The sequence below is a fragment of the Pseudomonas sp. FeN3W genome (assembly GCA_030263805.2).
Lineage (GTDB): Bacteria > Pseudomonadota > Gammaproteobacteria > Pseudomonadales > Pseudomonadaceae > Stutzerimonas > Stutzerimonas stutzeri_G.
This window is the reverse complement of the sequence record CP136010.1, coordinates 1,297,190-1,318,701: the sequence shown is the minus strand read 5'-3', so window position 1 is coordinate 1,318,701 and position 21,512 is coordinate 1,297,190. Positions and strand designations below refer to the sequence as shown.

Annotated in this window: 22 protein-coding genes and 3 tRNA genes; 22 read left to right on the top strand and 3 right to left on the bottom strand. The window is 63.8% G+C overall.

The features are described from left to right. The 10 genes from nifS (at position 1) to P5704_006025 (ending at position 8,315) form a co-directional block, all read left to right on the top strand. Positions 1-1,209: a cysteine desulfurase NifS gene (gene nifS, locus P5704_006070; protein ID WOF80051.1), complete on the top strand. Its 1,209-nt coding sequence runs from the start codon at positions 1-3 to the stop codon at positions 1,207-1,209. A 135-nt stretch (positions 1,210-1,344) separates the two neighbouring features. Further along, positions 1,345-2,493: a homocitrate synthase gene (nifV, locus tag P5704_006065; protein ID WOF80050.1), complete on the top strand. Its 1,149-nt coding sequence runs from the start codon at positions 1,345-1,347 to the stop codon at positions 2,491-2,493. Next, entirely contained in the window at positions 2,490-3,233 is a 744-nt protein-coding gene (cysE, locus tag P5704_006060; GenBank protein ID WOF80049.1) for a serine O-acetyltransferase, read from the top strand. The genes nifV and cysE overlap by 4 nt, the downstream gene beginning before the upstream one ends. A 12-nt stretch (positions 3,234-3,245) precedes the next feature. After that, the gene (locus P5704_006055) at positions 3,246-3,785 is read left to right on the top strand and encodes a hypothetical protein (protein WOF80048.1); all 540 of its coding nucleotides are present in this window, start codon (positions 3,246-3,248) and stop codon (positions 3,783-3,785) included. After that, complete coding sequence (locus tag P5704_006050; protein WOF80047.1) at positions 3,782-4,129, top strand: nitrogenase-stabilizing/protective protein NifW; 348 nt, start codon at positions 3,782-3,784, stop codon at positions 4,127-4,129. The genes P5704_006055 and P5704_006050 overlap by 4 nt, the downstream gene beginning before the upstream one ends. A 19-nt stretch (positions 4,130-4,148) precedes the next feature. Further along, positions 4,149-4,619, top strand: coding sequence for a nitrogen fixation protein NifZ (locus tag P5704_006045; protein WOF80046.1), 471 nt, complete (start codon positions 4,149-4,151; stop codon positions 4,617-4,619). Beyond that, positions 4,609-5,487 (top strand): nitrogen fixation protein NifM, encoded by an 879-nt coding sequence (gene nifM / locus P5704_006040; GenBank protein ID WOF80045.1) that lies wholly within the window; start codon positions 4,609-4,611, stop codon positions 5,485-5,487. The genes P5704_006045 and nifM overlap by 11 nt, the downstream gene beginning before the upstream one ends. Then, a complete protein-coding gene (clpX, locus tag P5704_006035) occupies positions 5,480-6,796 on the top strand; it encodes an ATP-dependent Clp protease ATP-binding subunit ClpX (protein WOF80044.1) in 1,317 nt (438 codons plus the stop codon). The genes nifM and clpX overlap by 8 nt, the downstream gene beginning before the upstream one ends. Before the next feature lie 201 nt (positions 6,797-6,997). Beyond that, positions 6,998-7,540: a flavodoxin gene (locus tag P5704_006030; GenBank protein WOF80043.1), complete on the top strand. Its 543-nt coding sequence runs from the start codon at positions 6,998-7,000 to the stop codon at positions 7,538-7,540. A gap of 226 nt (positions 7,541-7,766) precedes the next feature. Beyond that, positions 7,767-8,315 (top strand): glutathione peroxidase, encoded by a 549-nt coding sequence (locus tag P5704_006025; protein WOF80042.1) that lies wholly within the window; start codon positions 7,767-7,769, stop codon positions 8,313-8,315. Between the two features lie 48 nt (positions 8,316-8,363). Here the strand turns inward: P5704_006025 and P5704_006020 are convergent, their stop codons facing one another. Both P5704_006020 and P5704_006015 read right to left on the bottom strand, forming a co-directional pair. Beyond that, positions 8,364-9,653, bottom strand: a complete 1,290-nt coding sequence (locus P5704_006020) for an outer membrane protein transport protein (protein WOF80041.1) — start codon at positions 9,651-9,653, stop codon at positions 8,364-8,366. A gap of 197 nt (positions 9,654-9,850) precedes the next feature. Next, positions 9,851-10,696, bottom strand: coding sequence for a sulfurtransferase (locus tag P5704_006015; GenBank protein WOF80040.1), 846 nt, complete (start codon positions 10,694-10,696; stop codon positions 9,851-9,853). Positions 10,697-10,837: 141 nt separating this feature from the next. Here P5704_006015 and rnd point away from each other — a divergent pair, with 141 nt between their 5' ends. The 12 genes from rnd to P5704_005955 all read left to right on the top strand — a co-directional run bounded on the left by rnd (position 10,838) and on the right by P5704_005955 (position 20,662). Then, positions 10,838-11,962, top strand: coding sequence for a ribonuclease D (gene rnd / locus P5704_006010; protein WOF80039.1), 1,125 nt, complete (start codon positions 10,838-10,840; stop codon positions 11,960-11,962). Beyond that, a complete protein-coding gene (locus P5704_006005; protein WOF80038.1) occupies positions 11,959-12,252 on the top strand; it encodes a YcgL domain-containing protein in 294 nt (97 codons plus the stop codon). Before rnd ends, P5704_006005 begins: the two co-directional genes overlap by 4 nt. Positions 12,253-12,339: 87 nt before the next feature. After that, positions 12,340-12,744 (top strand): hypothetical protein, encoded by a 405-nt coding sequence (locus P5704_006000; GenBank protein WOF80037.1) that lies wholly within the window; start codon positions 12,340-12,342, stop codon positions 12,742-12,744. 105 nt (positions 12,745-12,849) lie between these two features. Beyond that, positions 12,850-13,299, top strand: a complete 450-nt coding sequence (locus P5704_005995; GenBank protein ID WOF80036.1) for a YcgN family cysteine cluster protein — start codon at positions 12,850-12,852, stop codon at positions 13,297-13,299. Positions 13,300-13,367: 68 nt separating this feature from the next. Then, positions 13,368-14,588 carry a hypothetical protein gene (locus P5704_005990; GenBank protein ID WOF80035.1) on the top strand — a complete coding sequence of 407 codons (1,221 nt, stop codon included), beginning with the start codon at positions 13,368-13,370 and terminating at the stop codon, positions 14,586-14,588. 49 nt (positions 14,589-14,637) lie between these two features. Further along, positions 14,638-15,654: a low-specificity L-threonine aldolase gene (gene ltaE, locus P5704_005985; GenBank protein WOF80034.1), complete on the top strand. Its 1,017-nt coding sequence runs from the start codon at positions 14,638-14,640 to the stop codon at positions 15,652-15,654. Positions 15,655-15,824: 170 nt separating this feature from the next. Continuing rightward, complete coding sequence (alaS, locus tag P5704_005980) at positions 15,825-18,449, top strand: alanine--tRNA ligase (GenBank protein ID WOF80033.1); 2,625 nt, start codon at positions 15,825-15,827, stop codon at positions 18,447-18,449. Positions 18,450-18,569: 120 nt separating this feature from the next. Further along, the gene (locus P5704_005975; GenBank protein WOF80032.1) at positions 18,570-19,808 is read left to right on the top strand and encodes an aspartate kinase; all 1,239 of its coding nucleotides are present in this window, start codon (positions 18,570-18,572) and stop codon (positions 19,806-19,808) included. Between the two features lie 179 nt (positions 19,809-19,987). Continuing rightward, positions 19,988-20,173 carry a carbon storage regulator CsrA gene (gene csrA, locus P5704_005970; protein ID WOF80031.1) on the top strand — a complete coding sequence of 62 codons (186 nt, stop codon included), beginning with the start codon at positions 19,988-19,990 and terminating at the stop codon, positions 20,171-20,173. Between the two features lie 62 nt (positions 20,174-20,235). Then, a tRNA-Ser gene (locus P5704_005965) sits at positions 20,236-20,326 on the top strand. Between the two features lie 111 nt (positions 20,327-20,437). Further along, a tRNA-Arg gene (locus P5704_005960) sits at positions 20,438-20,514 on the top strand. A 71-nt stretch (positions 20,515-20,585) separates the two neighbouring features. Next, positions 20,586-20,662, top strand: a tRNA-Arg gene (locus tag P5704_005955). Between the two features lie 49 nt (positions 20,663-20,711). Here P5704_005955 and P5704_005950 read toward each other — a convergent pair. Next, complete coding sequence (locus P5704_005950; protein WOF80030.1) at positions 20,712-21,194, bottom strand: DUF4124 domain-containing protein; 483 nt, start codon at positions 21,192-21,194, stop codon at positions 20,712-20,714. Positions 21,195-21,512: the final 318 nt, after the last annotated feature.

Sequence of the window (21,512 nt, the reverse complement as noted above, 5' to 3'; positions counted from 1 at the left end):
ATGAACGGCATCTATCTCGACAACAACGCGACCACCCGTGTCGATGACGAAGTGGTGCAGGCCATGCTGCCGTTCTTCACCGAGCAGTTCGGCAACCCGTCGTCGATGCACAGTTTCGGCAACCAGGTCGGCATGGCGCTGAAGAAGGCCCGGCAGAGCGTGCAGCGGCTGCTGGGCGCCGAGTTCGACTCGGAAATCGTGTTCACCTCCTGCGGCACCGAGGCCGACTCCACCGCGATCCTCTCGGCGCTCAAGGCCCAGCCCGAGCGCAAGACCATCATCACCACGGTGGTCGAGCATCCGGCGATCCTCAGCCTGTGCGACCATCTGGCCGAGGACGGCTACAGCGTGCACAAGCTCAAGGTGGACAAGAAGGGCCGCCTGGACCTGGACGAGTACGCCGCGCTGCTCGACGACGACGTGGCCATCGTCTCGGTGATGTGGGCCAACAACGAGACCGGCACGCTGTTCCCGGTGGAGCGGATGGCGCAGATGGCCGACGACGCCGGCATCATGTTCCACACCGATGCGGTGCAGGCGGTCGGCAAGGTGCCGATGAACCTCGAGGACAGCGCCATCCACATGCTCTCGCTGTCCGGCCACAAGCTGCATGCGCCCAAGGGCGTCGGCGTGCTCTACCTGCGCCGCGGCACGCGCTTCCGTCCGCTGCTGCGCGGCGGTCACCAGGAGCGCGGACGCCGCGCCGGCACCGAGAACGCGGCGTCGATCGTCGGCCTGGGGGTCGCCGCCGAGCGCGCGCTGGCCTTCATGGAGCACGAGAACACCGAGGTCCGGCGCCTGCGCGACAGGCTCGAGGCCGGCATCCTCGCCGCGGTGCCCCATGCCTTCGTCACCGGCGACCCGGACAACCGCCTGCCGAACACCGCCAACATCGCCTTCGAGTACATCGAGGGCGAGGCCATCCTGCTGCTGCTGAACAAGGTCGGCATCGCCGCCTCCAGCGGCTCGGCCTGCACCTCCGGCTCGCTGGAACCCTCGCATGTGATGCGGGCGATGGACATCCCCTACACGGCGGCCCACGGCAGCGTGCGCTTCTCGCTGTCGCGCTACACCACCGAGGAGCAGGTCGACTACGTGATCCGCGAGGTGCCACCGATCATCGCCCAGCTGCGCAAGCTGTCGCCCTACTGGAGCGGCAACGGCCCGGCCGAGGACGTGGGCGAGTCGTTCGCACCGGTCTACGCCTAGGGCGGGTCAACCCAAGGTGTGGCCCCCTGTGTAGGAGCCAGCTTGCTGGCGATCAGCTGATCGAAAGCATCGCCGGCAAGCCGGCTCCTACGAAAACGCAGACCCGCCGTGACATTGCACTATCTGGAGGCAGTCATGAGCACAGTGATCATCGACGACACCACCCTGCGCGACGGCGAACAGAGCGCCGGGGTCGCCTTCAGCGCCGAGGAGAAGCTCGCCATCGCCCGCGCCCTGGCGGCGCTCGGCGTGCCGGAGCTGGAGATCGGCATCCCCGGCATGGGCGAGGAGGAGTGCGAGGTGATGCGCGCCATCGCCGGGCTGGCCCTGCCGGCGCGGCTGCTGGCCTGGTGCCGGCTGTGCGACGCCGACCTGCTGGCGGCCTGCGGCACCGGCGTGGACATGGTCGACCTGTCGTTGCCGGTCTCGGACCTGATGCTGCAATACAAGCTCGGCCGCGATCGTGACTGGGCGCTGCGCGAGGTCGCACGGCTGGTGGGGGCGGCGCGCGACGCCGGGCTGGACGTCTGCCTGGGCGGCGAGGACGCCTCGCGTGCCGACCTGGAGTTCATCGTTCGCGTGGCGGAGGTCGCCCAGGCCGCCGGCGCGCGGCGGCTGCGCTTCGCCGACACGGTGGGGGTGATGGAGCCGTTCGCCATGCACGAGCGCTTCCGCTTTCTCGCCGAGCGCCTGGACCTGGAGCTGGAAGTGCACGCCCACGACGACTTCGGCCTGGCCACGGCCAACACCCTGGCGGCGGTCAGGGGCGGCGCCACGCACATCAACACCACGGTCAACGGCCTCGGCGAGCGGGCCGGCAACGCCGCGCTGGAGGAATGCGCGCTGGCGCTCAAGCAACTGCACGGCATCGACTGCGGCATCGACGTGCGCGGCATTCCCTCGATCTCCGCGCTGGTGGAGCAGGCCTCCGGGCGCCAGGTGGCGTGGCAGAAGAGCGTGGTCGGCGCCGGGGTGTTCACCCACGAGGCGGGCATCCACGTCGACGGGTTGCTCAAGCACCGGCGCAACTACGAGGGGCTCAATCCCGACGAACTCGGCCGCAGCCACAGCCTGGTGCTGGGCAAGCATTCCGGCGCGCACATGGTCGAGCTGAGCTACCGCGAACTGGGCATCGAGCTCGAGCAGTGGCAGAGCCGCGCGTTGCTCGGCTGCATCCGCCGCTTCTCCACGCAGACCAAGCGCAGCCCGCAGCGCGCCGACCTGCAGGGTTTCTACCAGCAACTGTGCGAACAGGGCCTGGCCCTGGCCGGAGGTGCCGCATGAGCCTGTACCGCGAATGCCGCGACGACGTGCGTTGCGTGTTCCAGCGCGACCCCGCCGCGCGTTCCACGCTGGAGGTGCTGACCACCTATCCGGGTGTGCACGCGATCATGCTCTATCGCCTCGCACACCGCCTGTGGCGCCGCCAGTGGCGCTACCTGGCGCGCCTGCTGAGTTTCGCCGGGCGGCTGCTGAGCAATGTCGATATCCACCCCGGTGCCCGTATCGGCGCACGCTTCTTCATCGACCACGGCGCCGGCGTGGTGATCGGCGAGACCGCCGAGATCGGCGATGACGTCACCCTCTACCACGGCGTGACGCTGGGCGGCACCAGCTGGCGCAAGGGCAAGCGCCACCCGACCCTGGGCGATGGCGTGCTGGTCGGCGCCGGGGCGAAGATCCTCGGGCCGATCAGCATCGGCCGCAATGCCCGGGTCGGTGCCAATTCGGTGGTGGTGCAGGACGTGCCGGACGGCTGCACGGTGGTCGGTATCCCCGGCAAGGTGGTGCGTCTGCGCGAGGCTGGCCGACCCAATGCGCATGGCATCGATCTCGATCATCACCTGATCCCCGACCCGGTGGGCAAGGCCATCGCCTGCCTGCTGGAACGCCTGGACAGCCTGGAGAAGCAGGTCGAGCAGGGCGGCCTGGTCGCCGCCGGCAGCCAGCAGCGGCGCTACCAGGAGTGCCAGCCGGACAACAGCCTGTGTGACAACGATTGCCCGGCCATGGCCGGGCGCTGACGGAGCGCGCCCATGGACCTGCAGGATTTCGACGGCGACGGCCTGTATTTCGACGAGCCGCGCCAGCCACGCGTCGCGGCGCTGCTGGACGAGGCGTCGGCGCAGTACGCCACCGGCATGGCGGAGCGGCCGCTGCTGACGGCGCAGGCGCTGGCACCGGGCGACCTCAGCGTGCTGGTCGGGCTCTACCGCTTCTACTTCTACCAGCATCGCCATGCCGATGCGCTGGGCATCGCCGCGCAGGTGCTGGACGTGGTCGCGCCGCGGCTGGGCTTGCCCACGGACTGGCGCGCACTCGATGCCGACTGCCTGGCGCGCGTGGCGCCCGGCGCCATCGGCCTGCTGCGTTTTCATCTGCTGGCGCTCAAGGGCGCCGGTTACCTGAGCCTGCGCCTGGGCCTGTTCGGCCAGGGCAAGGCGATGCTGGCGAAGGTCGTCGAGCTGGACGCGGACAACCGCCTCGGCGCGCGCCTGCTGCTCGAGGTGCTGGCGGCCAACGACGCCACCATCCTCACCTTTCCCTCTGCCGCCACCCTGGAGACACGCCCATGAGCGAATACGCCGCCGAACCGAACCTGGACGGGCCTCTGGACGAGGCGCTGGAAGAGCTGGTGTCCGCCGAGGACTTCCTGAACTTCTTCGGCGTGCCCTTCGTGCCGTCCGTGGTCCAGGTCAACCGCCTGCACATCATGCAGCGCTATCACGACTACCTGTGCCAGGCCGGCGACATCGAGCATCTGCCGGATGCCGTGCGGCATGCGGTCTATCGCCGGCTGCTGGGGCGTGCCTACGAAGATTTCGTCGCTTCCGACGCGCAGACCGAGAAGGTCTTCAAGGTCTTCCGCATGCACGAACCGCAGACGACCTTCGTGCCTTTCGATCAACTGCTGGGCTGATCCGCAGGAGGTGAGCGCCATGAGCCTGCCGCTCTACGAATATGGCCAGGCCGTAAGGCTGATCCGCAACGTGCGCAACGACGGCACCTATCCCGGCAAGGACACCGGCGCCCTGCTGATGCGCCGTGGCGCGGTGGGCTGCGTCTACGACGTCGGCACCTACCTGCAGGATCAACTGATCTACCGCGTGCATTTCCTCGAGCAGGGCTGCACGGTGGGTTGCCGCGAGGAGGAGCTGATTCCGGCGTCGGACCCCTGGATACCCAACCTGTTCGAGTTCCGCGACCAGGTGATCGCCACCCGCAGCCTTGCCGTGCGCGGCGAGGTGGTGGTGGAGCAGGGCCGCGCCGGCAGCATTGAGAAGGTGCTGCGTGACCTGCCCGGCGGCATCCAGTACCACGTCTATTTCGGCGACGGCCGGGTGCTGCAGGTGCCCGAGGCGAGCCTGGCCTGGGCCGACGCGCAAGTGGGAGGCGAGCATGAGCATTGATCCCGTTGCCGGCGGCGCCCGCTACCAGCTGCTGAAGATCGCCCACGAGCGCTTCGGTTGTGACCCGGCCGCCCTCAGCACGCCGCAGCGCGAGCAGGCCGAGCGCATCGCCGGTCGCCAGCTGCAGCTGGAGAATGCCGTGCTGCACAGCGCCGAGGCCTGCGGCGTGGTGATTCCGGACGAGCAGGTCGACGAAGCCTGGGCGCAGATCGCCGCCCGCTACGAGGACCCGCTCGCGCTGCGCAAGGCGCTGGCCGACAGCGGCCTCGACGAGGCCGGGCTGCGCCAGCTGCTGGCCCGCGAGCTCAAGGTCGAGACGGTGTTGCAGCGCGTCTGCGCCGGGCTGCCGGAAATCACCGACACGGATGTCAGCCTGTACTACTTCACACATCCGGAACGCTTCGTGCGGCCCGCCACGCGCCTGGCGCGGCATATCCTGATCACCATCAACGAGGATTTCCCGGAGAACGGCCGGACCAGCGCCTGGCGCCGCATCAACCTGATCGCCGAGCGTCTGTTGCGCAAGCCGCAGCGCTTCGCCGAACAGGCACTGAAACATTCCGAATGCCCTTCGGCGATGGACGGCGGGAACCTCGGCCTGGTACGCCCCGGCATGCTCTATCCGCAGCTGGAAGCCTGCCTGTTCGCCCTGCGCGCAGGCGAGATCGGCCCGGTGGTGGAGACGCCGATGGGGTTTCACCTGGTGTTCTGCGAGGCGATCCATCCCGCGGGCCAGTTGACGCTACAGGAGGTACTGCCACACCTGCGCGAGAAGCTTCGCGCCCGTCAACACGAGCGGCACCAGCGCGCATGGCTGGCCGGCCTGCTGCAACCCGCCCCGTCCCGCATGGAGGCCACCCATGACTGATATCGACAAGCCCTGCTGTTCGTTCTGCGGTGCGGAAAAATCGCCGACGGTCCCGCTGATCGCGGGCAACGAGGGGCGCATCTGCGAGGCCTGCGTCAAGCTCGCCCACCAGGTGGTGACCAGTTGGGGGCAGCGGCGCCAGGCCCAGCAGCTGGCGCCGCAACTGCTCACCCCGGCGGCCTGCATGCAGCATCTGGACGAGTCGGTGATCGGCCAGGACGAGGCCAAGGAAACCCTGGCGGTGGCGGTCTACAACCACTACCTGCGGCTGCTCAACTGCACCCGCGAACCGGTCTGCCAGCTGGGCGGGGCGGTGGAGCTGGAGAAATCCAACATCCTCATGGCCGGCCCCTCGGGAACCGGCAAGACCCTGCTGGTGCGCACCCTGGCGCGCATCCTCGGCGTGCCCTTCGCCTCCGCCGACGCCACCACCCTGACCCAGGCCGGCTACGTCGGCGACGACGTCGACAGCATCATCGCCCGCCTGCTGGAGGCTGCCGGCGGCGACGTGCAGAAGGCGCAATGGGGCATCGTCTATATCGACGAGGTGGACAAGCTGGCACGGCGCGGCGGGGGCGGCACGGCGGTGCGCGACATCTCCGGCGAAGGCGTGCAGCAGGCGCTGCTCAAGCTGGTCGAGGGCAGCGAGGTGCGCATCGGCAAGGGCGGCCGGCGTGGCGAGCACGGCGAGGAGCAGGTGGTGGACACCCGCAACATCCTGTTCATCGCCGGTGGCGCCTTTCCGGGCCTGGAAACCCTGGTCGGCAGCCGTGTGCACCCGCGTGGCAGCGCGATCGGCTTCCATGCGCGGCCGCAGCAGCAGGCGCCGTCGATCAACGAGCTGCTGGCGGCGCTGCTGCCGGACGACCTCCATGAGTTCGGGCTGATCCCCGAGTTCATCGGTCGCTTCCCGATCATCACCTTCCTCCGCGAGCTGGACCACGCGACGCTGCTGCGCATCCTCAGCGAACCGCGCAATGCGCTGGTCAAGCAGTACCAGCAACTGTTCGCCTACCAGGGCGTGAAGCTGGAGTTCAGCGAGGCGGCGCTCGGCCACATCGCCGACCAGGCGCTGCTGCGCCGCACCGGCGCGCGCGGGCTGCGCGCGGTCATGGAGGGCGCGCTGCAGCGCACCATGTTCGAGATGCCGGCGCAGCCGCAACTGCGCAGTTGCCTGCTCGACCTCGACGAGGAGGGCAGCGAACTGGTGGTGCTCAGGCAGTTCGACGAGCATGCCGAAGCGCAGCCTGAGGCTGCTCGGCCGGCCGTATCGCCCGGACAGGGCGCGCTGCTGAGGGTGGATGGCTGAATGTCGCAATGCCGACAGTGGCGAGCGGTCGTCGGCAGCCGGCTTGTGTGGTTTGCGACAGGTAATGCTTATAAAAGTGCTTTGTTTTCAATTACTTACAATAATCCAGTGGCTGGCGTGCTTCCTGCTAGAAGTCTTTTGCCGAGTGGGTATGGGGCCTGCGCGGTGTTTCATTCATCCAAACAGCAATGAGGTGGCGTGATGGCCAGGATCGGACTTTTCTTCGGCAGCAACACGGGCAAGACGCGCAAGGTCGCCAAGATGATCAAGAAGCGCTTCGACGACGACACCCTGGCTGATCCGCTCAACGTCAACCGCACGAGCGCGGAGGACTTCGCCGGCTATTCGCACCTGATCCTCGGCACGCCGACCCTGGGCGAGGGTTTGCTGCCAGGGCTGAGCGCCGATTGCGAGAACGAAAGCTGGGAGGAATTCCTGCCGCAGATCGAGGGGCTGGATTTCACCGGCAAGACCGTGGCCATCTTCGGCCTCGGCGATCAGGTCGGCTACGCCGACGAGTTTCTCGATGCGATGGGCGAACTGCACGAATTCTTCAGCGAGCGCGGCGCCACCCTGGTCGGCGAGTGGCCGACCACGGGCTACGAATTCACCCACTCCGAAGCGGTGGTGGACGGCAAGTTCGTCGGGCTGGCGCTGGACCTGGACAACCAGAGCAACCTCACCGAAGAGCGGCTGGGCGCCTGGTTGCGGCAGATCGCCCCGGCCTTCGAACTGCCGTTGTGAACGCTCGTTGAGCTTCGTTCGGCTGTAGCCACGCGTCGGGCTTCGCTGCGCTCAGGCTGCGTACCCCGGCCCCGACCTACGCCTCGTAATCCGTAGGTTGGGTTGAGACGCGCAGCGTCGAAGCCCAACGCGCTCCGAAGCGCAGCTCGGCGGCGATCTATGCGAACCGTTGCCCGGCGGCCGTGGGCGGAGTAGCGTGATCGCGAACCGAGGAAGGAGATTCGCCATGAAGCTTCTCACGCTCATTGCCCTGTCTGCGCTCGCCTTGCCGGTAATGCCGGCGGCGGCCAGCGAATGCCCGACCCTGCTACAGCACGAGCTGCCCAAGCTGCGCTCCAAAGAAACCGTCGATCTGTGCGGCCAGTTCCATGGCAAGGCCCTGGTGGTGGTCAACACGGCCAGCCATTGCGGCTTCACCGGGCAGTTCAAGGGGCTCGAAGCGCTCTATCAGCGTTACAAGGACGACGGCCTGGAGGTGATCGGCGTGCCCTCGGACGACTTCTTCCAGGAGGCCGATGACGAAGCCGAGACGGCCGAGGTCTGCTACGTGAATTACGGTGTGACCTTCACCATGACCCAAACGCAGCCGGTTCGGGGTGGAGATGCGACGCCGTTGTTTCGCCAGCTGGCCGAGCAGGCCGGAACAGCGCCGCGCTGGAACTTTTACAAGTACGTGGTCGATAGGGAAGGGCGCGTCGTCGGGCATTTCTCCAGCAAGGTCGCGCCGGATGACCCGCGCCTGATCGCAGCAGTGGAGAAGGCGTTGGAAAGGTAGAAACAAAAAAGCCCCGGCGGACCGGGGCTTTTTCGTTCTTTCGCTACATCAGAAGCGGTAGCTCAGAGCAGCGCCAAAGCCGTGGGCGCTGTTTTCATATGTGGCGTTGTAGATGCCCTTGGACTGGTGCTCGCGGCGAACCTTTGTATCTTCTTCCCATAGGTAGGAATAAGCGAGGTCGACAGTAATATCGTCGGTTGGGTGCCAGCCCAGGCCGAGGCTCACCGCAGTACGGTCTCCGGAGGGGATGCGTGGCGAACGATCAACGTTGTTGGTCGGGCTCTGGTCAAATGCCAAGCCAGTGCGCAGAGTCCACTCGCGATTCAGCTTGTACGCGGCGCCGAGCGCATAGGACCAAGTGTCATGCCATTCCTGATCTTCGACGATCGGGTTGAGCGGACCGGAAGGAAGTCCTTCGTTTTCGATAATGATCGCTTCGAAGCGGCTCCAGCGAGTCAGCATGGCGCCGGCGTATAGCGTCCACTGGTCGTTGAGCTCGTGTGTGACGGAGAGGTCAATTGACTCGGGGGTGGTCAGGTCCAGCGAGGCATCATACTTTCCGGCGATGCCGAGTTGGTTGAAGCCTTCTTTGAGTTCGGTATCGCCCTCAAGTGTGTATTCAACCTTGGAGTGGTAAGTCAAGCCCATGCGGGTATGGGGTGTGAACTCATACAGGATGCCTGCATTGAAGCCCACGGCGGTGTCGTCACCCTTAACCTTGACCCGGCCGTCGTTTCCTCCGATAGGGCTGATCGTTGCGCTCTGCAATTCACCGTCGATACGGTTAATCGTGGGGCCAAAGCCGACAGAGAGCTTGTCGTTAAAACGATAGCTGACGGTTGGCTGCACCGTGATCACGCGCACTTCGCTGTAGTCGCCGTGATAGCGACCCTGAAAGCCGCTTTCGTAGTCGGTAATCAGGCCGAACGGTACATAAACACCGACACCCAACGCCCACTTATCATCAATTGGTTTGACGTAATAACCCATCGGAACGGCGGTGAACGGGACCATATCGCCGTCATTGCTGCCGTCAACCGGCAGGCGGGCGCCACCGAGCGCGGGAATTTGTGGTGAAGCTGCGCTCGTATTCTTGATATCTGTCTTCGCATGAATCGCTGCCATACCGAAGCTGACTTCCTCACGCTTCAGGCGGGACATGCCGGCAGGGTTGCCGAACAGGGTGGTGGCGTCGTCGGCGGAAGAGGAACGACCTGCAAAGGAGGTGCCCATGCCGCTGATGCTTTGTTCGTTGAGGGCAAAACCGGCGGCCATTGCCTGGCTGGACAAGGCGCCTACGGCTACCGCGAGCGCGGTCTTCAACCATGTTGTTTTCATTGTTCTACTACTCCGGGATGAAAGCGGGTCGGAACCTAGCAACTTTCTCCGACAGGTAGCAAGACAATGAATTGCAATTTTTCGTAAAGATGACGACTAACGGTAGTGAAAACAAATGTAACTTCGGTGAAAACCCCGTGGGCGTATTCTGACTGGCGAGCCACGCTGCGCGCTGGGCACAGCGGGTCGCTCCAGCATCAGGCCCGAGGCCTGCCTGGGTCGGTGATCCATTCGCTCCATGAGCCCGGGTACAGCGTCGCCAATGGGTAGCCTGCGAGACAGAGCGCGAACAGGTTGTGACAGGCGGTGACGCCGGAGCCGCAATAGGCTACCGCGGTTCGCGGTGATTTGCCGTCTAGCAGCTGATCGAATCGGCCGCGTAGCTGCCCGGCATCGAGAAAGCGGCCATCGCTGCCCAGGTTTTCGCTGAAGGGGGCGCAAACGGCACCGGGGATATGCCCAGCGATGGGGTCTATGGGCTCGACCTCACCGAGGAAGCGTGGCAGGGCGCGTGCGTCGAGCAGTGTCAGCTCCGGGCTATGCAGGCGTCCTTGCAGTCGCGCTGCATCGACGACCATGCTGTCGTCTACGTGCCCGTCGAAATGGCCAGTTTGCACGGCGGGCGTGATGTTTTCCGTTGGCAGCCCCGCTTCCCGCCAGGCGTTGAGGCCTCCGTCCAGCAGGTAGACGCCTTCACGCTTGCCCAGCCATAGCAGCAGCCACCACGCCCGTGCCGCAAACGCGCCGGGGCCGTCGTCATAGAGCACCACTTCGCTGCCGTCATCGAGGCCCCATTCGCGCAGGCGAGTCAGCAGCTGCTCAGGATCCGGCAGTGGGTGGCGCCCGGTGGTGCCGGCGATCACCGGGCCGGACAGGTCTTCTTCCAGATCGGCGAACTGCGCGCCGGGAATATGCGCCTCGCTGTAACTGCGCTCGCCATAGGTCGGATCTTCCAGGGCGAACCGGCAATCCAGAATCAGCAGGTCGGGGGTGTGCAGGCGCTGGGCAAGCTCAGCGGCGGTAATGAGTTGGGCCAGTGGCATCGGTGCGGCTCCAGGCGGATTGAGCGGCCAACACTACCAGCGCGCGTGGCGGTCATGAATGCCCCGGCCGCTCGGATGCTCGATATATACTGCGCGCCTCGTTCGGCCGTGCGCCGGTCGTCAGCCGAAAAGGAGGGCCGTGTGGCCATCGAAACGCAATGGGTCCTGGATGATGAGCATCTGACCCGCCTGTGCGCCGAGTGGCGCCAGCTGCCCTATGTGGCAGTGGATACCGAATTCATGAGGGTCGATACCTTCTATCCCATCGCCGGGCTGATACAGGTCGGTGACGGGCGGCGTGCCTATCTGATCGACCCGCTGAGCGTACGTGACTGGTCCTCGTTTGCTGCGTTGCTGCAAGACCCGGCGGTAGTGAAAGTGCTGCACGCCTGCAGCGAAGACCTCGAGGTGCTGCTGCGTCTGACCGGCAGCTTGCCGCAGCCGCTGTTCGATACCCAGCTGGCCGCCGGTTACCTGAATATCGGCTTCTCCATGGGTTACTCGCGCTTGGTCCAGGCCGTGCTTGGCATCGAGTTGCCCAAGGGCGAAACGCGCTCTGACTGGCTGCAACGGCCGCTGAGCGACATGCAGGTGCGCTATGCCGCGGAGGATGCCCAGCATCTGGCCGAATTGTATGAAGCCCTGCTGCCGAAGCTGTCCGAGGACAAGCGTGCCTGGGTGCTGGAGGATGGCGCCGAGCTGGTGGCCAACCTGCAGCGCGAATCCGATCCGGACGAGGCCTACCGTGACGTGAAGCAGGCCTGGCGCCTCAAGCCGCAACAGCTCGCCGTGCTCAAGGTGCTGACGGCCTGGCGCGAGCGTCAGGCCCGTGCACGCAACCAGCCGCGCAATCGCGTGCTGCGCGAAGCCAGTCTTTGGCCGCTGGCGCGCGCACAACCGCGCGATCTGGTGACGCTGGCGCGGATCGAGGACATGCATCCGCGTACCGTGCGCCAGGACGGTGAGTTGCTGCTGGAGATGATCCGCGAGGCCGCAGCGACGCCCGAACAGGATTGGCCGGCACCGCTACCGGAACCATTGCCTCTGGAGGTGTCGTCCGTGCTGAAAAAGCTGCGTGCGGTCGGCCAGCGCGAAGCGCAGGCGCTGGATATCGCTCCGGAGCTGATGCTGCGCAAGAAAACCCTCGAGGCGCTGCTCAAGAGCGGCTACCCCGATGGTCCCTATCAACTGCCCGAATCGTTGCGCGGTTGGCGCCGTGAGCGGATGGGGCAAGCCCTGCTCGATGCTCTGGAAAAACGACCATGAAAGTCATCTGTTCCATCTACAAAAGCCCACGTAAGGACGGAATGTACCTCTACGTCGAAAAGCGCGATGCGCTCAAGCGCGTCCCCGAAGGGCTGATCGCCGCGTTCGGGCCACCGCAGCTGGCCTTCGAAATGGTGCTGACGCCCGAGCGCCAGCTGGCACGCGAAGACATCACCAAGGTGCTCGCCAATCTGCAGACGCAGGGCTATCACCTGCAGATGCCGCCCGCCGAGGACGATTACATCGAACATCTGCCTGAAGAACTGCTGCGCATGAACGATCCGATGTAATCCGGCGCTCGATCCTGACGCTGGACAAGATGCGCCAGGGGGATCGGAACTACGCTCTTCTGACCGTACATGCATAAGGAGACGACGATGAAAACGTGTTCTTTGGTGATCGGTTCGGTACTGGCGGCTCTGGCGATGCCGGCTGGCGCACAGACGCCCGCTAGCGACGACGAAGCCTGGCAGCAGCATTGGCAGAAGATGCAGGAGTACCGGCAGGCCTGGCAGTCTGCGAAGACCCCGCAGGAGCGGCAGAAACTTCGCGAAGAGCATTGGCAGAGCATGCAGTCCGGTATGGGCGGCATGGCCGGCTGCCCGATGGGTGGGCCCGGTGGCGGAATGGGCAAGCAGGGCGGCAAGCCGATGCAGGGCGCCATGGGTGGTGCAGGCATGATGGGCGCGCCGTCCAGGGAGATGCTCGACATGCGTATCCAGCACATGGAGCAGATGCTCGAGCAGATGCGTAGTCACCGACAGATGCTCGACAAGCAGTAGCGCTCGCCGTAGTCGCCGGCTCGTACCGGCGGCATCCGTCTGGCGGCTCTTGGCCGGATATCCGACAGTGGCTAGACTTGCCGGTTTTTACCGGTAGTGACAGTCATGGCGGCCAAGGTCGAACCCTTCTGGATGCGCAAAACCCTTGCCGAGCTTGATTCGGCGGAATGGGAGTCGCTGTGCGATGGTTGCGGCCTCTGCTGCCTGCAGAAGCTCGAGGACGAGGAAGACGGCGCCGTTTACTACACGCGCATCGCCTGCAAGCTCCTCGACTTGAAAACCTGTCGCTGCAGCGATTATCCGAACCGGCGCGCCAGTGTGCCGGACTGCATTCAGCTGAACGCTTCCGATGCCGCCCAGTTCAAATGGCTACCGCCCACCTGCGCCTATCGCCTGGTGGCCGAGCGCAAGGATCTACCGCTCTGGCATCACCTGGTCTGTGGCGACCCTGATGCGGTGCACGTCGAGCGAATTTCCCAGTCGGGCCGGATGCTCGCCGAAGGCAGCGTTGCCGAGGAGCACTGGGAAGACCACCTGATTTTCCGCGCCGGTTGAATCTAAGCTTCGTTTGCATCGTCTCAAGATCAGCACACCCCCGCGCGTTTCCGATGGAGTTCTCTTCGATGCTTGTCCGACTGCTGTCGCTGTTCGCTCTTGTTCTTTTCTTCAGCGCAGAGGCCCACGCGGCCAAGCGGGTCGACCTGGACTATCACGTGCGTTTTCTGCCCGACGAGGATCAGGCCGAGGTGCAGCTGATCCTGGAGAAAGGCGAAGCGGTTCGTAGTCTGGAGTTCAATCTGGGCGATGACGGCTACTACAGCGACTTCGAAGCGGATGGCGAATGGTTGCAGGCGTCGCCGGAGCGTGGTGCCTGGCGGCCCGCCGAAGGTAAGGCGCGTCTCAGCTACCGTGTGCGTATCAGCCATCCGCGCGACAACGGACGCTACGACGCGCGGATGACCAGTGACTGGGCGTTGTTCCGTGGCGATGACTTAGTGCCGCCGGCCCGGCTCGACCAGGTCGACGGTGTGAAGCTGGTTTCGCGTATCACCTTCGAACTGCCCGAGGGCTGGAAGAGCATCGAAACCGGCTGGCCGCGTGTCGGCAAGAACCGCTTCCGCGTGGAGAACCGTGAGCGGCTGTTCGACCGGCCGACCGGCTGGATGCTCGCCGGCAAACTCGGTACCCGTCGCGCCAAGCTCGGCGAAACGGACGTCACCGTCGCAGCGCCGGTTGGCGAAGGTGTCCGGCGGATGGATATTCTGACGATGCTGACCTTCGTCTGGCCGCAGGTACAGAACGTCTTTCCCCGCGACCCGGCGAAGCTGCTCATCGTCGGCGCCGGCGACCCCATGTGGCGCGGCGGCTTGTCTGGTCCGAACTCCCTGTACATGCACGCCGATCGGCCGATTGTCAGCGAGAACGGCACCAGTTCGCTGGTGCATGAGCTTGTTCACGTCTTCAGCCGTATCAAGGACAGCGACCGCAGCGACTGGATCAGTGAAGGGCTGGCCGAGTACTACGCCATCGAACTGGTGCGCCGCGCCGGTGGCATGAGCGAAGACCGCTACCAGGCGGTGCGTGAGCATCTGACCAAGTGGAGCCGCAAGGTCGATAGCTTGCGCACCGAGCACTCGACAGGGCCGATCACTGCCCGTGCCGTGCTGCTGTTGCAAGAGCTGGACAAGGAGATCCGCCAGCGCAGCAAGGGCCGCCATTCGCTCGACGATGTCAGTCGGGGCTTGATGCGTATGGATACGGTCAGCACCGACGCCTTCATTGAAATGACCGAAACGCTGCTGGGCGGCGGCTCGAAGGTGCTCGACACGCGCCTGCTGCGCTGACGGCCCTAGCGGCAGCATCATTGGCCCTGCCTGAGCCCGAGGAGGTCTCATGTCCGTGATCGATCTACGCAGCGACACCGTTACCCAACCCACCGCAGCAATGCGCGAAGCGATGCTTGCCGCCGAAACCGGTGACGATGTGTATGGCGAAGATCCCACGGTCGTTCTGCTCGAGCGGCGTCTGGCAGCCGACCTGGGCTTTTCTGCGGGAATGTTCGTGCCGTCCGGCACCATGAGCAATCTGCTGGCGTTGATGGCGCACTGCGAGCGTGGCGATGAATACATCGTCGGGCAGCAGGCGCATACCTACAAATACGAGGGCGGCGGAGCGGCCGTGCTCGGCTCGATCCAGCCCCAGCCGATCGAAATGGAAGCCGACGGAACGCTGGACCTGGTGCGTGTCGAGGCCGCGATCAAACCGGACAATTTCCACTTCGCCCGCAGCCGCCTGCTCGTGCTGGAAAACACCATGCACGGCAAGGTTCTGCCGCTGGACTACTTGGCCGCGGCCCGTGGCTTCAGCCATCGGCATGGCCTGGCGCTGCACCTCGACGGTGCGCGGCTGTACAACGCTGCGGTGAAGCTTGGCTGCGATGCCCGCGAGATCACCCGGCACTTCGATACGGTGTCGGTCTGCCTGTCCAAGGGCCTCGGCGCACCAGTCGGCTCGGTGCTGTGCGGCAGCGAGGCGTTCATCGCCAAGGCCCGGCGCCTGCGCAAGATGGTTGGCGGCGGCATGCGCCAGGCCGGCATTCTTGCTGCCGCGGGCTTATACGCGCTGGAACACAACATCGAGCGATTGGCCGATGACCATCGTCGTGCAGAACTGCTCGGCAATGAGCTGGCAGCACTCGGCTTCGTTGTGGAGCCGGTGCAGACCAACATGGTTTATCTCGAGATAGGGGAGAAAGCTGCGGTGCTGGCGGCCTTCTGCGCGCAGCGCGGCATTCGCCTGACGCCTGCGGCGCGGCTGCGGCTGGTTACCCATATGGACCTGAATGACGAGCATCTTCCGCTAGTGGTAAATGCATTCGCCGAATTTGCCGAAAACATGGGCCGTCGCTGACGTCGAATTGCTTGATTCAATCGCTTTTATCCCCTATACCCGGCGCGCAGGCCCGATATAATGCGGCCCTTTGCCGGCTATCCGTTGGGTAGTTGCGAACCGGCTTTCGGTAGTCTCGCCTCGCCGTGTCGTTTTGCAGCCGTTCGGCCGCAGTCCTCTGGAAGAAATCTATGAAAAGCGCAGAAATCCGTGAAGCCTTCCTCCGCTTCTTCGAAGAGAAGGGCCACACACGCGTGGCCTCCAGTTCGCTGATTCCGGCGAACGACCCGACCCTGCTGTTCACCAACGCCGGCATGAACCAGTTCAAGGACTGCTTCCTCGGCCTGGAGAAGCGCGCCTACACCCGCGCCACCACCAGCCAGAAATGCGTGCGCGCCGGCGGCAAGCACAATGACCTGGAGAACGTCGGCTACACCGCGCGTCACCACACCTTCTTCGAGATGCTCGGCAACTTCAGTTTCGGCGACTATTTCAAGCGCGACGCCATCACTTACGCCTGGGAGTTCCTCACCTCCGAGAAGTGGCTGAACCTGCCCAAGGAGAAGCTCTGGGTCACCGTCTATGCCAGCGACGACGAGGCCTACGACATCTGGACCAAGGAAGTCGGCGTGCCGGCCGAACGCATGGTGCGAATCGGTGACAACAAGGGCGCTCCTTACGCGTCGGACAACTTCTGGGCGATGGGCGACACCGGCCCCTGCGGTCCCTGCACCGAGATTTTCTTCGACCACGGCGAGCACATCTGGGGCGGCCCGCCCGGCTCGCCGGAAGAAGATGGCGACCGCTACATCGAGATCTGGAACAACGTGTTCATGCAGTTCAACCGCACCGCCGATGGCGTCATGCATCCGCTACCGGCGCCGAGCGTCGACACCGGCATGGGCCTCGAGCGCATCAGTGCAGTTCTGCAGCACGTCAACTCGAACTATGAAATCGACCTGTTCCAGAGCCTGCTCAACGCAGCGGCGGATGCCATCGGCTGCGCCAACGAAGGTCAGGCTTCGCTGAAGGTCGTCGCCGATCATATCCGCTCCTGCGGCTTCCTCATCGCCGACGGCGTGACGCCGTCCAACGAGGGGCGTGGCTACGTGTTGCGCCGCATCGTGCGGCGCGCCTGCCGTCACGGCAACAAGCTGGGTGCCAAGGGCAGCTTCTTCCACCGTATCGTCGCCGCGCTGGTGGCGGAAATGGGCGATGCCTTCCCTGAACTCAAGCAGCAGCAGGCGCATATCGAACGCGTGCTGAAGAACGAGGAAGAGCAATTCGCCAAGACCCTGGAGCAGGGCCTGAAGATCCTCGAGCAGGATCTGGCCGGCCTCACCGGCAGCGTCATCCCTGGTGATGTGGTGTTCAAGCTGTATGACACCTACGGCTTTCCGGTCGATCTGACCGGCGACATCGCCCGCGAGCGCAACCTGACTCTCGACGAAGAAGGCTTCGAACGTGAAATGCAGGCCCAGCGTGAGCGTGCGCGTTCGGCCAGCGCCTTCGGCATGGACTACAACAGCCTGGTCAAGGTGGAGGGCGAAACGCGCTTCCTCGGGTATGAGGGTACATCCGGCGCCGGCAAGGTGCTCGCGCTGTTCAAGGAAGGCATGGTGGTCGACAGCCTGAGCGCCGGCGAAGAAGGCGTCGTGGTGCTCGATCAGACGCCGTTCTACGCAGAGTCCGGCGGCCAGGTCGGCGACTGTGGCTATCTGGCGGCAGAGGGCTTGCGTTTCGATGTCCGCGATACCAGCAAGGCTGGCAGCGCATTCTTGCATCACGGCATCGTCGACAGCGGCACGCTGCGCGTAGGTGCGGATGTCGAGGCGACTGTCGATGCGTCCGTGCGCCAGGCCACGGCGCTCAACCATTCGGCAACCCACCTGCTGCATGCCGCGCTGCGCGAGATTCTTGGCGAGCACGTCAGCCAGAAGGGTTCGCTGGTGGACAGCCAGCGCCTGCGCTTCGACTTCAGCCACTTCGAGGCGATCAAGCCCGAGCAACTGCGCGCGCTGGAAGATCGGGTCAATGCCGAGATTCGCCGCAACTCCGCGGTCGAGATCGAGGAAACCGATATCGATACCGCCAAGGCCAAGGGTGCGATGGCGCTGTTCGGTGAAAAGTATGGCGACTCCGTACGGGTGCTGACCATGGGCGGCGGCTTTTCGGTCGAGTTGTGCGGCGGTACTCACGTAAACCGCACTGGCGACATCGGGCTGTTCAAGATCACCAGCGAAGGTGGCGTGGCGGCCGGGGTGCGGCGGATCGAGGCGGTCACTGGCGCCCCCGCATTGGCCTATTTGAATGCCGCCGAAGAGCAGCTGAAAGAGGCGGCGAACCTGGTCAAGGGCAGCCGTGACAATCTGCTCGACAAGCTCGGTGGCATCCTCGAACGCAACCGTCAGCTGGAGAAAGAACTCGAGCAGCTCAAGGCCAGGGCGGCCAGCGCAGCAGGCAACGACCTGGCGACCTCTGCCTTGGACGTGAAGGGCGTGCGTGTGCTGGCTGCGCGCCAGGATGGGCTGGACGGCAAGGCATTGCTGGCGCTGGTCGATCAGCTGAAGAACAAGCTGGGCAGCGCGGTCATTCTGCTGGGCGGCGTTCTGGACGATAAAGTGGTGCTGGTCGCGGGCGTAACCCAGGACCTGACCGCTCGTTTGAAGGCCGGTGAGCTGATGAAGCAGGCCGCTGCCGCGGTTGGCGGCAAGGGCGGTGGTCGTCCGGATATGGCGCAAGGTGGCGGTAGCGAGCCGGCCAAGCTGGACGATGCGCTGGCACTGGCGGTGTCGTTCGTCGAGCAGGGGCTTTGATTCAGTTGCCGAGTCGCGGCCCGTCGACTGTCGTCGAGTGGGTCTGATTGAGTCGGTGCTTGGCAGGTTTCGGGGTTGTTTGTTTAATGATCGCCCTTCAGGGGCTCTAGGCGGCTAACAATGGCTTTGATCGTACAGAAGTTTGGAGGCACCTCGGTCGGCACTGTCGAGCGGATCGAGCAGGTGGCCGAGAAGGTCAAGAAGTTCCGCGACGGCGGAGACGATATCGTCGTGGTCGTCTCGGCAATGAGCGGCGAAACCAACCGCCTGATCGATCTTGCCAAGCAGATCAGCGATCAGCCGGTCGCCCGAGAGCTGGATGTGATGGTCTCCACCGGTGAGCAGGTAACCATTGCTTTGCTGGCGATGGCGCTGATCAAGCGCGGCGTCCCTGCGGTGTCCTACACTGGCAACCAGGTTCGCATCCTCACTGACAGCGCCCATACCAAGGCGCGCATCCTGCAAATCGATGGCCAGCGGATCCAGCGCGACATCAAGGCAGGGCGTGTGGTCGTGGTGGCTGGCTTTCAGGGCGTGGACGAGAAGGGCAATATCACTACCTTGGGTCGTGGCGGCTCAGATACCACGGGCGTTGCACTGGCCGCCGCGCTGAAGGCCGACGAATGCCAGATCTATACCGATGTGGATGGCGTCTACACCACCGATCCTCGGGTCGTGGCCAAGGCTCAGCGACTGGACAAGATCACCTTCGAGGAGATGCTGGAAATGGCCAGCCTCGGCTCCAAGGTGCTGCAGATTCGGGCGGTAGAGTTCGCCGGTAAGTACAGCGTCCCGCTGCGCGTACTGCACAGTTTTCAGGAGGGTCCGGGTACCCTCATTACCCTTGATGAAGAGGAATCCATGGAACAGCCCATCATTTCCGGCATCGCCTTCAATCGCGACGAGGCCAAGCTGACCATCCGTGGGGTGCCGGATACGCCCGGTGTGGCGTTCAAGATCCTCGGGCCGATCAGCGCCGCGAACGTTGAAGTGGATATGATCGTGCAGAACGTCGCGCACGATAACACCACCGACTTCACGTTCACTGTGCATCGCAACGACTACAACAATGCGTTGCAGGTATTGCAGGGCATTGCATCCGAGATGGGTGCTCGTGAGGTCATCGGCGATACGGATATCGCCAAGGTGTCCATCGTCGGTGTAGGCATGCGTTCGCATGCCGGTGTAGCCAGCCGTATGTTCGAGGCCCTGGCCAAGGAAAATATAAACATCCAGATGATTTCGACGTCGGAAATCAAAGTATCGGTAGTGATCGAGGAGAAATATCTCGAGCTTGCCGTTCGTGCTTTGCACACCGCGTTCGAACTCGATGCGCCCGCCGGCAATACAGCGGAATGATTCGCAGAAGGCGCGCTAGTCCGCGCCTTCTGTCGTATTGGGTCACGCGAAAAGGAACTTTAGGCTCCTGCGCGCGGGTCAATACCTGTTGAATGGCTCTAGCTTCATGTTTTACGGACATTTTCCGTATTTATCTTTGCAGACTGTTTACTGAACTGAATCCGTTTAAGGAGAAAGGAATGCTGATTCTGACTCGCCGGGTTGGAGAAACCCTGATGGTGGGTGACGATGTGACTGTCACCGTGTTGGGTGTGAAAGGAAACCAAGTACGTATCGGCGTCAATGCGCCCAAGGAGGTGGCGGTGCATCGCGAGGAGATTTACCAACGGATCCAGAAAGAGAAGGATCAGGAACCAAGCCACTAATTTTTCTGTAATTTTCGGCTTTGCAAACGGGGTAAAGATGGGTATTATGCGCCCCGTGTTGCGGAGAGGTGGCCGAGTGGCCGAAGGCGCTCCCCTGCTAAGGGAGTACACCTCAAAAGGGTGTCGGGGGTTCGAATCCCCCCTTCTCCGCCATTTTGCGTTCTAGGGTTTAGGGTTCTCGCGGCAGCCTGCTTTCATGTAAGAAAGCGCCACGGCAAAGTGCTTGACCGTCAATGTTTACTCCCTATAATGCGCACGCTCAGCGCACTCATAGCTCAGCTGGATAGAGTACTCGGCTACGAACCGAGCGGTCGGAGGTTCGAATCCTCCTGAGTGCGCCACACTTCGAATGATCGGCAGGAATGCAGGTCACTCAAGCCACCAGCAGTGATCTGGTCTATCAAGCACTTATGCACTCATAGCTCAGCTGGATAGAGTACTCGGCTACGAACCGAGCGGTCGGAGGTTCGAATCCTCCTGAGTGCGCCAACCAAGAGAAGGGCCTGCAGCGATGCAGGCCCTTTTTCGTTTCCGAGCGTTAGCGCCTGCCAAGGACGCAACCGTACTCGTCGAAGCTGACGGTGCGGACCTGGCCGCTGCTGTTGCGAAAGCGCAGGCGGTCTCGTCCGTTGCTGCTGGTGATGCTCTCCGGCCGGCCTAGGGCGCTTTCGACGTCGCTGCGAGTCATGCCGGCGCGGATCTGCTTGTTGATGATCGCGCTGCGCCGTTCGCTGCCGGTTACTCTGTTGCCGCAACCGTCATCTCGTTCGGCGACTATAGCCAGGCTTTCGCTTTCACTGCGGGCGGGGGTTTTCCTGGTCTTGAGGGTCGCCATTGGCACGGCTTTCCCTGAGCTGGGGGTTGGATTGGTTGCCCGCTGCCGTTGCTGTCTGTGGTCTTCCGGGCAACCTTGTTGGCTGAAGGTGACATGCCCGGATTGGTCGATGCAGCGAAATACGCTTGCTGAAAACGCGGGGGTGGATAGCAATAACAGGCTAACACCTATAGACAGTGCTCTCATTCTCGTCCTCCGTGACTGAACAACTGTCCATTCAGGCTACTCAATAAAAGCTGCTCGTACATTCGTGTCTCTTCGCCGCGTGAAGGCGTCGACAGAATGTCGGCTTCTCCATCGCAAGCTTTTCCGCATCTTTGACGCAGCCCTTGTGATGGCCGTGTTTGAGCACGTCGGGTCACTGATTGCGATGTTATGATGCCCGCATCTGCCCCTCAGGGTTTGTGGAACAACCTCTCTTTATGGACTTACCCAGTAGTCGTTCACGTTTCCAATTTGCCAATCACGTATTGATTGATTGATTTTCCCTGGCGTGCTCCCGGC

Coding starts and splice junctions, on each gene's coding strand:
- clpX (WOF80044.1), top strand. CDS start 5,480: ATGACTGATATCGACAAGCCCTGCTGTTCGTTCTGCGGTGCGGAAAAA.
- csrA (WOF80031.1), top strand. CDS start 19,988: ATGCTGATTCTGACTCGCCGGGTTGGAGAAACCCTGATGGTGGGTGAC.
- cysE (WOF80049.1), top strand. CDS start 2,490: ATGAGCCTGTACCGCGAATGCCGCGACGACGTGCGTTGCGTGTTCCAG.
- P5704_006030 (WOF80043.1), top strand. CDS start 6,998: ATGGCCAGGATCGGACTTTTCTTCGGCAGCAACACGGGCAAGACGCGC.
- P5704_006025 (WOF80042.1), top strand. CDS start 7,767: ATGAAGCTTCTCACGCTCATTGCCCTGTCTGCGCTCGCCTTGCCGGTA.
- P5704_005975 (WOF80032.1), top strand. CDS start 18,570: ATGGCTTTGATCGTACAGAAGTTTGGAGGCACCTCGGTCGGCACTGTC.
- P5704_006050 (WOF80047.1), top strand. CDS start 3,782: ATGAGCGAATACGCCGCCGAACCGAACCTGGACGGGCCTCTGGACGAG.
- nifV (WOF80050.1), top strand. CDS start 1,345: ATGAGCACAGTGATCATCGACGACACCACCCTGCGCGACGGCGAACAG.
- P5704_005990 (WOF80035.1), top strand. CDS start 13,368: ATGCTTGTCCGACTGCTGTCGCTGTTCGCTCTTGTTCTTTTCTTCAGC.
- P5704_005950 (WOF80030.1), bottom strand. CDS start 21,194: ATGAGAGCACTGTCTATAGGTGTTAGCCTGTTATTGCTATCCACCCCC.
- P5704_005995 (WOF80036.1), top strand. CDS start 12,850: ATGGCGGCCAAGGTCGAACCCTTCTGGATGCGCAAAACCCTTGCCGAG.
- P5704_006000 (WOF80037.1), top strand. CDS start 12,340: ATGAAAACGTGTTCTTTGGTGATCGGTTCGGTACTGGCGGCTCTGGCG.
- P5704_006045 (WOF80046.1), top strand. CDS start 4,149: ATGAGCCTGCCGCTCTACGAATATGGCCAGGCCGTAAGGCTGATCCGC.
- nifM (WOF80045.1), top strand. CDS start 4,609: ATGAGCATTGATCCCGTTGCCGGCGGCGCCCGCTACCAGCTGCTGAAG.
- nifS (WOF80051.1), top strand. CDS start 1: ATGAACGGCATCTATCTCGACAACAACGCGACCACCCGTGTCGATGAC.
- P5704_006015 (WOF80040.1), bottom strand. CDS start 10,696: ATGCCACTGGCCCAACTCATTACCGCCGCTGAGCTTGCCCAGCGCCTG.
- P5704_006055 (WOF80048.1), top strand. CDS start 3,246: ATGGACCTGCAGGATTTCGACGGCGACGGCCTGTATTTCGACGAGCCG.
- alaS (WOF80033.1), top strand. CDS start 15,825: ATGAAAAGCGCAGAAATCCGTGAAGCCTTCCTCCGCTTCTTCGAAGAG.
- P5704_006005 (WOF80038.1), top strand. CDS start 11,959: ATGAAAGTCATCTGTTCCATCTACAAAAGCCCACGTAAGGACGGAATG.
- P5704_006020 (WOF80041.1), bottom strand. CDS start 9,653: ATGAAAACAACATGGTTGAAGACCGCGCTCGCGGTAGCCGTAGGCGCC.
- ltaE (WOF80034.1), top strand. CDS start 14,638: ATGTCCGTGATCGATCTACGCAGCGACACCGTTACCCAACCCACCGCA.